Source organism: Pseudoalteromonas sp. TAP-3C, from assembly GCF_059888565.1.
In genome coordinates this window covers 1,208,220-1,221,858 of the sequence record NZ_CM187618.1, presented here as the reverse complement: position 1 = coordinate 1,221,858, position 13,639 = coordinate 1,208,220, and the positions used below count along the sequence as shown (strand labels likewise).

Annotated in this window: 9 protein-coding genes and 2 pseudogenes; 3 read left to right on the top strand and 8 right to left on the bottom strand. The window is 40.6% G+C overall.

Annotated elements, in window-relative coordinates:
• The first annotated feature begins 157 nt into the window (after positions 1 to 157).
• Together AC6H44_RS05815 and AC6H44_RS05810 are read left to right on the top strand one after the other, a co-directional pair.
• Complete coding sequence (locus tag AC6H44_RS05815) at positions 158 to 1,045, top strand: LysR family transcriptional regulator (protein WP_500737949.1); 888 nt, start codon at positions 158 to 160, stop codon at positions 1,043 to 1,045.
• Positions 1,046 to 1,099: 54 nt separating this feature from the next.
• The gene (locus AC6H44_RS05810; RefSeq protein ID WP_500737948.1) at positions 1,100 to 1,864 is read left to right on the top strand and encodes a YdcF family protein; all 765 of its coding nucleotides are present in this window, start codon (positions 1,100 to 1,102) and stop codon (positions 1,862 to 1,864) included.
• Positions 1,865 to 2,101: 237 nt separating this feature from the next.
• Here the strand turns inward: AC6H44_RS05810 and AC6H44_RS05805 are convergent, their stop codons facing one another.
• Positions 2,102 to 2,854 (bottom strand): Nif3-like dinuclear metal center hexameric protein, encoded by a 753-nt coding sequence (locus AC6H44_RS05805; protein WP_500737947.1) that lies wholly within the window; start codon positions 2,852 to 2,854, stop codon positions 2,102 to 2,104.
• 149 nt (positions 2,855 to 3,003) lie between these two features.
• Between AC6H44_RS05805 and AC6H44_RS05800 the strand changes: the two genes are divergently transcribed.
• On the top strand, positions 3,004 to 3,354 hold the full coding sequence (locus AC6H44_RS05800; RefSeq protein WP_500737946.1) for a hypothetical protein: 351 nt from the start codon (positions 3,004 to 3,006) through the stop codon (positions 3,352 to 3,354).
• 124 nt (positions 3,355 to 3,478) lie between these two features.
• On the opposite strand, the gene AC6H44_RS05795 is transcribed toward AC6H44_RS05800, so the two are convergent.
• The 7 genes and pseudogenes from AC6H44_RS05795 to AC6H44_RS05765 form a co-directional block, all read right to left on the bottom strand.
• A complete protein-coding gene (locus tag AC6H44_RS05795) occupies positions 3,479 to 6,652 on the bottom strand; it encodes an amidohydrolase family protein (RefSeq protein WP_500737945.1) in 3,174 nt (1,057 codons plus the stop codon).
• A gap of 119 nt (positions 6,653 to 6,771) precedes the next feature.
• Entirely contained in the window at positions 6,772 to 7,596 is an 825-nt protein-coding gene (locus AC6H44_RS05790) for a M90 family metallopeptidase (protein ID WP_500737944.1), read from the bottom strand.
• A gap of 93 nt (positions 7,597 to 7,689) precedes the next feature.
• Positions 7,690 to 8,540 (bottom strand): annotated as a pseudogene (locus AC6H44_RS05785) (diguanylate cyclase).
• Positions 8,541 to 9,224: 684 nt separating this feature from the next.
• Positions 9,225 to 10,430 carry an IS4 family transposase gene (locus tag AC6H44_RS05780; RefSeq protein ID WP_500735106.1) on the bottom strand — a complete coding sequence of 402 codons (1,206 nt, stop codon included), beginning with the start codon at positions 10,428 to 10,430 and terminating at the stop codon, positions 9,225 to 9,227.
• Between the two features lie 63 nt (positions 10,431 to 10,493).
• On the bottom strand, positions 10,494 to 11,897 hold the full coding sequence (locus tag AC6H44_RS05775) for a ligand-binding sensor domain-containing protein (RefSeq protein WP_500737943.1): 1,404 nt from the start codon (positions 11,895 to 11,897) through the stop codon (positions 10,494 to 10,496).
• A 108-nt stretch (positions 11,898 to 12,005) separates the two neighbouring features.
• Positions 12,006 to 12,200 (bottom strand): annotated as a pseudogene (locus AC6H44_RS05770) (chloramphenicol acetyltransferase); the annotation flags it as partial.
• A gap of 144 nt (positions 12,201 to 12,344) precedes the next feature.
• Positions 12,345 to 13,385, bottom strand: a complete 1,041-nt coding sequence (locus AC6H44_RS05765) for a Leu/Phe/Val dehydrogenase (protein ID WP_500737942.1) — start codon at positions 13,383 to 13,385, stop codon at positions 12,345 to 12,347.
• Positions 13,386 to 13,639 lie beyond the last annotated feature (254 nt).

Sequence of the window (13,639 nt, the reverse complement as noted above, 5' to 3'; positions counted from 1 at the left end):
TCACTTGGCTAAATAAAACTAAAAAATTTAATATTTATAATGAAAAACAAGTTAAATCCTATTTTTATAGCCATCTAGACGTTGAAACGTTTTTTGTAAAGGCGTAGTATGTAATGAATTCGGGCAATATTCGCTTTATTCATGAGATTAATTAAAGATGATTGACATTAAACACCTAAAAACGATAGCCACGCTCAAAGAAACGGGTTCTTTGGTTAATACAGCACGTGAGCTATTTTTAACTCAATCAGCTTTATCTCATCAAATTAAAGATTTAGAAAACAAATTAGACTGCCAATTGTTCGAGCGAAAAACTCAACCGGTTCGATTTACACCTCAAGGTATGTTGTTACTTGAATTAGCACACGAAATATTACCTAAATTAGAGGCAACCAAATGCCGATTAAAAGAAAGTTTAAATCAGCCAATCTCGCAACTGCGTTTAAGCGTTGAATGTCATGCCTGTTTTCATTGGTTATTACCGACTATTAAAGAATTTAATAATTTTTGGCCCGACATAAAAATTGATTACGAGCGTGGTTTTAGTTACAACGCCATTCCTGACTTGCTAAGTGATGAATTAGACTTGGTACTTACATCGGATATACGCGACCCCGACAAGCTGGAATATGCTCACTTATTTGACTTTAAACTTAAGCTTATTGTGGCACCTGATCATGATTTAGCTAAAAAAGCCTATGTGACCGCGCTTGATTTAAAAAGCGAAACCATTATTTCTTATCCTATACCGCGTGAGCGCCAAGATATATTTAAGCACTTCATTCAAAATGCGCGCTTTGACGGTACACTTAAAACAGTTGATCAGGGTTTACTTATATTTCAATTGGTCAGTGCAGGAATGGGCGTTGCCGCTTTACCTGATTGGCTGGTAACCCCTTATGAAAGCCAAGGGTTAATTAAGTCTATTCCATTAGGGGCGCTTGGTTTAACCCGACCAATGTACTTAGCGATGAAAAAAGAAATGCAAGACAACCCTGTTTATCGCCACTTTTTAAATACCTGTAAATTAAATAACGGTCGATAAATCTTGAACCTATGCGTAACATGCTAATAAATTTACTTAACTATGTTACTCACTATGTTTGAACTAAAAAAAATACTGGGCGGCCTACTTATGCCATTACCTTTGCTGGGCCTACTAAGCTTAATATTACTGTTTTTTGCGCTCAAACAACGAAAGTTCGCCCTTATACTTTCTTTATTAAGCCTAACAACTCTACTACTTGCCAGTACGCCTTTGGTTGCTAGTTTACTGATTAAAAATAACCAACCAACCTCATTAGCATTTAATGCGCTTAAACACCTCAATATAGATAAGGTTGTGGTGCTGGGCTGTGACATAAACCCCAACCCTGCATTAAGCGCTAATAGTCAGTTAGGTAATTGTGCGTTAACTCGTTTGGTAGAAGGAATAAGACTTGCTAATATTTATCCACATGCGCAATTAATTGTCTCGGGTGGAGGGTATGAAAAAGTCACTAACAGCGCACTCATGTATAAAATCGCGATTAGCTTAGGTATTAATAAAAATCGTATTGTGCAAAATCCAAACGCAATGGATACCGCCCAAGAGGCAAAGCTTTTAGCCCCTAAACTTGTAGATTACAAAGTTGCTTTAGTAACCTCAGTAAGCCATATGCCCAGAGCAAAAAATTTATTTAATGCGCAAGGCATTAACGTTATTCCTGCAGCAACCGACTACCACAATTTTGCCGCTTTCCCTTGGTACAAACAACTCATACCTAATGCAAAAGCGCTTCTAGTGGTCACTCAATATGCCCATGAAGTTATTGGTAATGCGTGGATAAATGTGCGCCGCACAATTAATCCTGAAGCACTTTAATTGGCTTTACATAGGGCGTTTTTTATTCTTGATGGGTGTTAACCACAGCTGATTTACCCCAAAGTCGATATAATGCGATCAGATATAAGCAAGGATAAAAGCCGCTGCACTCATTGATAACTATACAGTTGTAATTTGCGAAAATATTTAGTTATTTAAAACGCTGGACTTTAAATAACCTACCCGAGATACATTACAAGTAGGTTATATTTATAATTTTACTTTTAAGTCAAGTGTTTACACTGGGTTGTCTATATCGATAAACGTCACGTCAAAGCCATGTTGCTCCGCAAGAAGTTCACCCAACGCTTTAATACCGTAGCGTTCGGTGGCGTGATGGCCTGCGGCAAAAAAGTCGATATTTTGCTCGCGTGAGCTGTGAATGGTTTGCTCTGACGCCTCACCGGTTAAGTAAGCATCTAGTCCCTGCTCGGCTGCCAAATCAATATAACCTTGCCCGCCACCGGTACACAAGGCAATGGTTTCAATTTTATCGCTACGCACTACACTCGTTAATGGCTCGCGATTAAGCACTCGCTTTATTTTTTCAGCAAACACTTGGCCTGTTAATGGTATTTTTAACCGCCCTTTCATCGCCACACTATTACCAACTGGTTCAAGGCCTGTCTCTATTTCAATATCAAGCAACTGTGCAAGCTGAGCATTATTACCAATTTTAGGATGAATATCTAATGGCAAATGATAGGCAAACAAATTTATGTTGTTTGCTAAAAGCGCAGCAATACGACGTTTTTTCATGCCAGTGATAACTTGTGGCTCACCTTTCCAAAAATAACCGTGATGGACCAAAATTGCATCGGCGTTTTTTTCAATCGCCGCATCAATCAGCGCTTGGCTTGCCGTGACACCGGTTACTATGGTTTGTATGTTATTTTTACCTTCTACCTGTAGTCCATTGGGACAAAAATCATTGATAACATCTGGTTTTAACAGGGTGTTTAATAGTTGGTTAAACGCTTTACGCTGCATATAACTTACCTTACTTTACACTAAATTTTGTGCAAATTTTGGCGGTTATAAGTTAAAAATGAAAGGAAAATCGCAAAAAATTGAAAAACAGTGCTAAAGTAGGTATAACTATTATTTCTTTATCTGTGAAACAAAGTATAGGGTCTCTGATGAGTAAACTAGACAAAACAGAAGTGTTATCTGCCTTTGAAGCTGCATATGAAGCTGTCAATGGTAAAAAACCTAAAATAACAACTAAACCTGGCTGGTACAGCGTTGATGGCGGCAAAAATATGCGCCTAGCTGATGTAGCAGAGCTGACTGAAGAGTTAAGCTCTGGCAAGTCTACAAAAAAAGCAGTGACTAAAAAAACTAAAAAAGCGGCTCCTGTAAAAGCACAGAAAAAAGCGCCTTTTAATGTGATCACACAAAGTGAAAAAGGCTACACAGCAGAAGAACTCTGGATAGTTGAGCTTGCTCGTAAAGATCATGACTGTCGCCTACCGCGCGGTGTGGTGTAATTAACTGAATGCTCAGTATAGAGAAACCGCGTTAAGCGGTTTTTTTATATCTAATTAAGTGGTAACAGTCGCATTAACAAACAAAGCGGCTAAATAGCCGCTTGTTAACTACAAAACCGCTGCATTATTCAAAAAATAATGGCTCACGCTGTTTTTTTCCCACTTCGTTCATGGTGGCTGCGTCGAACAAACGGCCGTTGATCATGGTGTAATCAATTTTATCTGAATCGCGAATGTTTTTCAGTGGGTCGCCATCAATAACCATTAAATCTGCCAGTTTACCGACTTCTAATGACCCTATGTTTTTATCTAACCCTAGGTATTTAGCCGGATCGAGTGTCGACGCTCTAATCGCCTCAAGTGGCGTCATACCACCTTGGGCAAACATCCACATTTCCCAGTGTGCGCCTAAACCTTCACGCTGGCCGTGCGCCCCTAGATTAACTAATACGCCTAAATCTTGGAGCTCTGCGGCAACACGCGCATTGTTAAAGTGATTATAGTGATGATCGGGCGCTTTAACACGGCGCATTGAGCGCGGGAGCAACTGGTTTTTAGGCACAAATTTGCTCAGGCGAGGATGATTCCACACATCGGTTTTATCATACCAGTAGTTTTCACCCCAAATACCGCCATATGCAACCACCAATGTGGGTGTGTAACCTACATCACTTTGTGACCACAATTGTTTAATATCATCATAAATGTGCTCAACCGGAATTGAATGCTCAATGCCTGTATGGCCATCAACCACCATGCTCAAATTATGTTGTAATAATGAGCCCCCTTCAGGGACCACCATCATCTCAAGCATCCGCCCTGCTTCAATTACTTGTTGACGCTGCTCTCTGCGAGGCTGATTATAAGATTTAACACTAAACGCTCCCACTTTTTTCAAACGCTCTAAATGAAATTTAGCATCATCTAATGAGTCAATATGCGAGGTATACCCGGGCATATTCGCGCCATATAAAATAGTACCAGTAGAGAAAATACGCGGGCCGACAATCATACCTGCTTTTTGCATTTCACTGGCGGTAAATATCTCAGTAGTGTCATTTGATGGGTCGTGAATAGTCGTTACACCTAGCGCAAGGCCCGCTAAGTTTTTCCAGTTTTGCTGTGGAATAATTTCATCACTTGCTTGTGAGCCATGTGCGTGAGCATCAACTATCCCAGGCATAATTGTTTTACCTGTTACATCAACAACCTTTGCGCCTTTTGGAATACTTACATCAACGGCAGAGCCAATGGCTTTAATATGTTTACCATCAGTAACGATAATGCCATTTTCAATGACCTTTTCACCCTCCATGGTAATAATTTTAGCGCCGGTTAATGCAATCATCCCCTCTGGTTCAGCCATTTTTTTACTAAAGCCAATGTTAGTACCGCTTTTTACTTTAAGGTCTTTTTTATCGGCTTTATTAATGGCAAATATGCCATCCAAACTAGCATGATACAACTCAGGTCCTAGCGTCCAATACAGTTTATTGCTATTGGCACTCCAGCTAATGTTTTCACCAGCGCGTATAGATAGTTGCTCAATTGGGAATTGACTGTCTTTAGGCCCAATATTAATGGTTTTGCCACGCTCTACAAACGGGGTAACAAACACTTTAAAACGCTCAGCGAATGCTAAATACTCACCATCAGGTGAGACTCTAAATTCAGTGGCATGCTCTGATTCATAGAGTTTGCGACCTTTTTTACTTTTAAGCTCTACCACGCTCAATGTCGGTTTAGGCCATGGGCTCATGATGTAAACACGATCGTTGGCACTGCCAAACTGCGGTTGATAGCCACTTTTAGAAATGAGCTCACTTTTTCCGCCTTTAGCACTGACGCTGTACACCCCAGGATGCAGTGACCACTTAGGATTTAAAATGCTGCCACCACTGGCTTTACGATACACCACTGTTTTGCCATCCGGACTAAATGTTGGCTCTACATATTTACCTGGTTCGTCAGTAATAGTGTCGCCACGGCCACTGCGCGCAGAAACAACACGAACCGTACCTTGCTTGCTATCATCCCACGTGGTGTAGACAATGTTTTTGCCATCACGGGAATACTGCGGGAATAACTCATAATGATCAGTTTGCTTAGTTAAACGTTTGATTTTACCTGATTCTAAATCGCGCTTATAAATGTAGCCAAGTGCTTCAAAAATTGCCGTTTCACCGTCAGGACTAATTTGTACATTACGCAGCATTTTTACATCAAACTCATCAGTGTCGATATTTTGCGTAAATCGCACCGCTTTTTGAATTTTTTTCGTGGTGTCTACTTTAAAGGCAATATCGCTGACTGATTTATCAGATACATTGAGTTTATGGATTGTGCCACCAGCCCAAAATACCAGTTCTTCGTTATCTGGGGTCCAGGCAATAGTTGGATATACGCCATGAATAGCCCATGTTTCTTGCATGTCGCGCTCAAGCTTGTCGTACAACTTAGTGTGTTCACCGCTGGTTAAATCGTACAAATACAGGCTGGTTTGAAAGTCATCACGTTTTATATAGGCTAGTTTTTTGCCATCTGGCGACGGCGTTGGTCTTATAGCTCCCCCCATGCCACTAATAATGGTTTCTATCTCGCCTGTCTGACGATCATAACGTTTTATTTTATAAATACCGGCAACAGAGTCTTTTGAGTAATGAAAGGTTTTACCTGGTGTTGCATCATGAGAGAAATAAACGTAACGGCCATCAGGTGAAAACATCGGCTCACCTAAATCTTTTTGATCGTTTTCACGTTTAGTTAGTTGCACCCCTTTACCACCGGCTTTGTGGTATAGCCACACTTCACCCGCGCCTAAAGAGCGACTGGCTGTAAAGTGTTTACGAGCAACCAGATAGTCACCATCTGGGCTCCACGCAGGGCTATTTAATAATCTAAATGTTTCGTCAGTGACGGCGGTTTGGTTTTCGCCATTGATGTCCATTACCCAAATATTGTCACCGCCTCCTTGATCAGAAGTAAACGCAATGTGCTTACCATCGGGACTAAAGCGCGGCTGCATTTGCCAGGCGATGTCTGAGGTTATTTTAGTGGCTTTGCCGCCACTCATTGGCATAGTATAAATATCACCCAGTAAGTCAAATACGATAGTTTCTCCGTCAGGGCTAATATCGACATTCATCCAAGTGCCTTGCTCTACACTAATGGATGCGTCTACAAATTGTCCTTTTGGTGAATCAACGTGCCATTTTTTTTCATCTGTTTGCTCTGCGTGTGCATGGCCTAGTGCCAATGAAACCGATAACGCAAGCGCTGTTTGCAGCATTTTCTTCATGCTTATCTCACTTATTATTGTTGCTGTGTGTTGCTGTGTGTTGCTGTGTGTTGTTGTATTACATGATTGCAACAAAAACGCTGGCAAGTTACCAGCGTAATAGGATGAAGTGCGTAAAATTAATGCCAAACGATAGGATCAAATTGATAAAAATCCACCAGCAAACGGTAAATTTCGGGGTCTTCGCGGCGTAAATCGGCGGGTTTTTCTAAAAATGTTTCAGTGATCACCGCAAAAAACTCCGCCTCATTGGTGGCGCCGTAGCTATGAATAACATGCGGCATGCTATAAGCAACGTGTGTTTTTAATTGCGAAAATGCTCGGCTAAATACTTTGCCCCACTGCTGGTATTTTGCCTGCGATGAGAGTAATGGTGTACCCGTCGTTTTGCCGGTTTCTTGATCAAGTTGATGCGCAAACTCATGAAATACTAAATTATGCCCATCACTGGGCAGACGATTACCCTCAAGTACATCATGCCAGCTCAGTACCAGTGTGCCTCCAGGCCATGACTCACCTTGCCTTACAGTATTATGAAAACTAACAAGTCCAGCGTTATCGCGACTTGATTGAGGAGCGTAATACGCGCTGGGATAAAGTAAGATTTCTTTGACGTTTTTATACAAAGGCCAGGGCTTATTAAGTACCAGCAGGCAAGCATCGGCGGCAATAATGAGCTTCATTGCCTCTGTTAGTTGTAACCCATCGCAACCCACAAAACGCTTTTCATTTAAAAACCACACAATATGAGACGTTAATTTAGCCCGATCGGCATCGGTCATTTTATTATAAACGGGCATTGCTTTTAGTAACAGCGCATGCTGTTGTGGAGTTAATGATAAAGCACTGTATTTACGGTGCCACAGAATATTTTGAATATCAGGCCAACGCCAAAACATCACTGTAAATACAATTAAAACAAAAATTAATAGCCCATTTATCATTGGGTCATCCTAAGTCAAACCATTTAGCTTTAACGCTAAAATACCGCGCCCCTATTATTAAAATAATATGGGTGCAGCGAGGCTGTTTTTCAATTACATCACTTCGGTTCGATTTCGGCCATTGTTTTTTGCTTTATACAAAGCTTGGTCGGCGCGTGATAACAATCGGTCGTAATCCTCTACATTCGCAGAGTCTGAAACACCAAAGCTCACAGTCACGCTAAGCCCCTGAGCAATTGACGAGAAGTCGTTATTTTCAATATCTTTACGCAATTGCTCACACATTTGCAGTGCTTGCCATGCACTCATATCAGGAAAAACAAAGGTAAATTCTTCTCCCCCCAACGCGCCACTTCTTGGCCACTTTCACAACGTGTTTTAAGAATATTGGCGATTTCACATATAACCTGATCACCAATAAGGTGTGACCAACCATCGTTAATTCGTTTAAAGTGATCAATATCCATAATTGCAATAGCAAGGAGTTTATTACGTACTTTAAAGTCAGTGAAATTATCTGATAGCCAGCCATCAAACGCGCGGCGATTAGGTAAGTCAGTCAGCTGATCATGAGTTGCCTGATACGCAAAGGCAGTTGCTTGCTCTTGCAGAGCTTGCGTTTGCTTGATCACCCGACAAGTTAGTTCTTTCTCTACTTGTTTATAACGGTATAAACGATATCGATAAGCGCTATATATAACAACAAGAAAAATAAAAAATAGGAATAGCTTAAAGCTGATTTTTTGCCAAAAATAGGATTGAATTTCAAAATCAATAACTTTGTGATTTTGTTGCCAATCAGTATTGGGATAAGCAGCACGAACAGCAAATGAATATTTACCCGCAGGCAAGTTAGTATACTCTGCCGTTGCCGTATTATGGCGGTCAACCCATTGACTATTAAAGCCCTTTAGTTGGGTTTGAAAATTTAGTCGTTGAGGCATGATAAAGCTTAACCCTGCGTATTGAAACGATAACCTAGACACACCTGGCGGTAAAATAACCGTTTCACCTTCAATTGGTAACGCCATTGACTTACCATCAACAGAAAAATTTTCAACAATCGTGGGTAAAGATATTTTAGTGGCTTCTGCTATGCGCTCAGGTTTTACAGTACTGACGCCTTTTGCGGTTGCAAACCAAATTGTGCCATCTGAGTGGGCGCTAGCAGAAGGTGTTGAACCGCCATTTGCTTGCGCACTGAGCATACCATCACCTTCATCGTATAATTGAAAGTCTAATCGTTCTGCGCCTCTTATTTTTGAATCTAAAAGCTGATTAACTTGCTTATAATTTACTTCAATAATGCCGCGATTACTTGATAGCCAGAGCGAATTTTTATACGGCACAATTTGAAACAACTTATCAACAGGTAAACCCAACTCACGTCCTAAAATAGCCATCTTTGCGTTTGAATGCTGGTAACGTAATAAGCCTCGGTCGGTGGCCATCCAGGTATATTTGTCGTCAATGTAAAAGCCAAATGCATATTGGGCGGCAAATTCAGCAGGAAACTCGACAGGATTAAACATCTCTGTTTGCGTGTCATATACGACGACCCCGTTACCTGTTCCTATCCAAATATTACCCGCTTTATCTTCATTTAATGCTGAGAGATCCCCACGAATTTAGCCTAAATTATCAATTTGTATAGTCAGAAGTGACAACTGGCTATACACATAAATAATGAACTGCCCATCAGGCTCATACCTAGGATCATCAACCACTTCTTTGCCAAGATAAATATAGGACAATACTCGTCGTTTTTTCTCTGTATTCGCTTGTAATGCCGCATCCCCTTGTTGTGCCGACACGGTGTACCCTATGCACCATAAGACAAACAACATTAACGCCGCTATGAGCAATAAATTATCAAACCTTTCTGCGCTTCTTGAATTTGCAAAGGCTAAACTAATGCCAAGTTTTGCATTCTTAGTGTCTCTGAAACTTTCTTCTATTTGCATACGTTGTTTATATAAAGTCACAATCCGTTGAGGCTTATCTGTAAATTGTGTAGGTAAATTAAACACAAGTAGCCAAGGCTCTTTGGCCTTTTGTTGTTGGTATTTAACCGTTGTACATTGAGATTGCCCACCCCGTTTTTTGATTTTTTTACGTCCCTTGTTTTTCCCTCTAAACAAAACACCTTGGCACGCGAAACGAACTGTTTTTCCGTAGTAAATCTGTGTCAGAAGGTGTGGTTTATCTGTTGCTTGCTCAAACCATGATTTACAATTTCGCCATGTCTCAAGGTCGCTAGATAAGGTCACATTGCCTCTGACGCGCCCAAGCCAATACCAGCCTTTATCTTCTATGGCTTTAAACCATGGCGTTCTAAAAATAGCATCAGATAAAATAATAGGCTGACAATCTGCAGGTAAACACTGTGCCAAGCTATCGAGTAAGTGTTGATGAGCCGCTTCGGTATTTAATTCGCTTTCAGGATACACTTTTTCATAGAGCGTTAACGCTCTTCCCCCCATTGGTATGCTTGCCCTGAGCACTTGAAATATTTCGCCGCCATTAATAGGTGACCAGTCAACGATAATAAGTGGGTGTTGTTGCTGGCCTACTAAGCATTCGGTCATATGTTCATAGAAACAAAGACGTTCTTGATGCAGGTTAGCATTACCAATCAAACGGTCTGCGCGTTTAATATCATGTTTTTTATCGGTATTAGAAAATGATTTTAATCCGCGGCCTAGGTAAGTGACAGTAACGCGCTGGTCACGCAAGCCTGAGTTAACAAACGTAAAGACTGTATTTAAACGTGTTTTATGAATTTCAGGGTAGGCAATGGCAATATCTTTGTGTAATATTTCGGTGGCTTTCATGATTATGAGTGAGTTTTTTTATAGTGAAAAAATTTGATCACAAATAATCATGAGAGTCTACCATTAATTTTTATTTTGTGGGGATTCGTCAGCATTTAATGCCAAAATAAACCCACTGGGCAGCTCTTTTTTATTAGTGTATTGGACTAAATCCCCATCGGTATTTACACGAGTCAGACCCATGGCTGAGCCTATCCACAAGCGATTTTTTGAATCAAAAAGTAATGATCTGACTTCATTGCTGCCTAATCCATTATCACGATTTAAATAGGGAGTTAATGTGCCATCAACAACTCTCAAAACACCTGAAGTATAAGTACCCACCCATACATTTTGATGTTTATCTTCCATTAAGCTTAATACCGAGTAGGGTGAGCCTTGTTTGGTTCCTTTAATTTGCTGTATCTTATTGTTTTGTATACGGTCTAATCCTGTGCTTCCACCTATCCACAGACTCCCTTGTGAATGTGACAGTACAGTGCGTACATAATCGCTAGATAAGCCTCGTTTTTTACCCCACGATGAAAACGGCGCTTCTCTAAGCCTAAATACCCCCGCATTGGTGCCAACCCAAATACTATTTTCTCTGTCTTGTAATAAAGATAAAATACGATTTGCAGGCAAACCACTTTGTGCATTTAGCTGCTCTATGGCATTATTACTCAGCCTTAATACACCTTTATTAATGGTGCCAAACCACAAGTCGCCGTGGTTATCTTCTAACAAACTAGAAATAGATTCCGTGTCAAGTTGTGGGTGGGGAGATTCGAATGACTCGCCATTTAATATTCTGGCTCCTTTTTCGCTGCCTATAATAAGGCGGTCATCACGGGTAACTAATAAGGTATAAACAGGGGCATCTGGTAAACCGTGTTGTGTGCTCATTAATGTTGGTTTGTAGTTTACTATTTTGTACAAGCCGTCACTGGTTGCAGCCCATACAACCCCTTGTTTGTCTTCAATTATTCTATATGCACTGACATTTTGTATGATTGGGGTATCTTGGTTGCTATTGGCGGGGCGATAAAATACGCCGTCATTTTCAAGCGCCAGCCACAAGTCATTATTTTTACTTTTAAATACGTGGTTCACCATCGCCTGGGCACTTGGTTGCGTGTCCCATTGCCTATGCTGATATAAGCTAATACCGCCGCGAGAACCCGCTATAAGTAAACCACCGTCGGATGTAGGTGTAAGGGCACGTATGCCTGAGTCGGGCAAATCAGTAATTTCGGCACGGGTAAATAACTTAAATTCTTGGCCGTTGAAACGGGCAAGCCCCTCCCAAGTGCCAATCCATAGATAGCCATCTTGTGTTTGTGCAAGACTATTAATACTGTTGTGCGGTAAACCCGAGCGAGTATTCCAGGTTTCAAAAAAATAATCACGTAATGGCAAGCGAGTCTGTTGCTGTGCGTCAACAGTAAAAATCACCAACAAGAAACATAAAATCACTGAGCGATTCATCAAACACTGCCTTTATTATTAATTTTATATTTGAGTAAGTTATAGGATGAAAATTGAAGTAAAAATATACAACCCGTAAATGGTAACATAGAACTTACAACTTTTTCATTAACTATTATCATCACAACTATCGGATATTCGTTGTAATAGCTGGACAAACTTGGTCACATGCAGCCCGTCTAAAAGCACATGGTGAACATCAATCGCAAGCGGCATTTCACCTGTATTGACCTTGTATTGGCCAAACACAAATTTAGCAATACCACGACTTTGAGCATGGGTAAATGCATGCGAAAAGCTGGATATTACCCTGCTTCGCCTCTATTAACATTAACTAAAGTCACACTTTGAGTGAGGTTATACCAAAGTATTACATGAGGCATAAAAAAAGGAGCGTATTTTGCTCCTTTAGTAAAACACATTTTAATCCTGAACTAGACTGACAACCTAAAGTCCGTTTTCAATAATTTCTTGTGCTAATTCATCAGCAATCAAATGCGTTGATTTTTGCTCTTTTTCACTACGGGTAAAAATTTCGCTTAATGTATCGTAAATTCTTTCAACGTGTTTATTCGATGCTTCTTTACTGTACCCCTCAGGTGCAGTTTCATAATACACGTTGATAATGCCGCCTGCATTTATTACATAATCAGGCGCATATAAAATGCCTTTTTCACGTAAAATTTCACCATGGCGTGATTCAGCTAGTTGATTGTTTGCACACCCTGCCACTATAGTTGCTTTTAAGCGTGGGATGGTAATGTCATTAATAGTGGCACCTAATGCGCATGGGGCATACACATCAACGTCTAAGTCGTATATTTCATCAATACCGACCGCTGTAGCACCAAAATCGTTTACTACGCGTTCTACTGCAACTTGGTTAATATCAGTAACAAATAATTCAGCACCCGCTTGCGCTAAATATTTACATAACCCATAAGCCACCGCCCCCAAACCTTGAACAGCGACTTTAATGCCTGAGAAGTCTTCAATACCACGCTGGTGATTAAGCGCGGCTTTTATACCTAAAAATGTGCCGTACGCGGTGAATGGCGACGGATTACCACTTTTACCTTCAAGACCTAACACGTAGTTTGTTTCTTTGTTCATTAACGCCACATCATCACAAGTAATGTTTACGTCTTCGGCTGAATAGTAACTGCCATTTAAACGCTCTAACTGGCGACCAAACGCGCGAAATAACTGCTCAGATTTGATTTCTCTTGCATTACCAATAATAACAGACTTACCGCCACCAAATGGCAGGCATGCAACAGCATTTTTATAAGTCATCCCTTTTGATAAACGCAGTACATCGTAAACTGCGTCTTCATCGTTGGCATAATCCCACATTCTACACCCGCCAACAGCTGGGCCTAAGTTTGTGTTATGTACCGCAATGATGGCTTTTAAGCCAGACGCTTTGTCTGAACAAAAAACCACTTGTTCATGGTTATCAAATTCAACTTGATTAAATACAACCACCTTAACTACTCCGAAAATAATGAGCCCCAATGGGCAAGCACGCTAGACATAGTCGAGACTTTATCACTTCAGTTAGTGGTTCGCCACACTGTGAGTAGACAAACCAAATAAAGCGCACTCAACAGAAAAATAAAGCTAGCCAAAGACAAAGTTAAGCATAAAAAATTCAGCAACAGCTATTTTATTAACTATAAAAGCTAACAACACCACCCCAGCCAATAGTTACGCTTACGTTAACGTCATCCTGAATTTAT

Coding starts and splice junctions, on each gene's coding strand:
- AC6H44_RS05795 (WP_500737945.1), bottom strand. CDS start 6,652: ATGAAGAAAATGCTGCAAACAGCGCTTGCGTTATCGGTTTCATTGGCA.
- AC6H44_RS05775 (WP_500737943.1), bottom strand. CDS start 11,897: ATGAATCGCTCAGTGATTTTATGTTTCTTGTTGGTGATTTTTACTGTT.
- AC6H44_RS05810 (WP_500737948.1), top strand. CDS start 1,100: ATGTTTGAACTAAAAAAAATACTGGGCGGCCTACTTATGCCATTACCT.
- AC6H44_RS05805 (WP_500737947.1), bottom strand. CDS start 2,854: ATGCAGCGTAAAGCGTTTAACCAACTATTAAACACCCTGTTAAAACCA.
- AC6H44_RS05800 (WP_500737946.1), top strand. CDS start 3,004: ATGAGTAAACTAGACAAAACAGAAGTGTTATCTGCCTTTGAAGCTGCA.
- AC6H44_RS05790 (WP_500737944.1), bottom strand. CDS start 7,596: ATGATAAATGGGCTATTAATTTTTGTTTTAATTGTATTTACAGTGATG.
- AC6H44_RS05780 (WP_500735106.1), bottom strand. CDS start 10,430: ATGAAAGCCACCGAAATATTACACAAAGATATTGCCATTGCCTACCCT.
- AC6H44_RS05815 (WP_500737949.1), top strand. CDS start 158: ATGATTGACATTAAACACCTAAAAACGATAGCCACGCTCAAAGAAACG.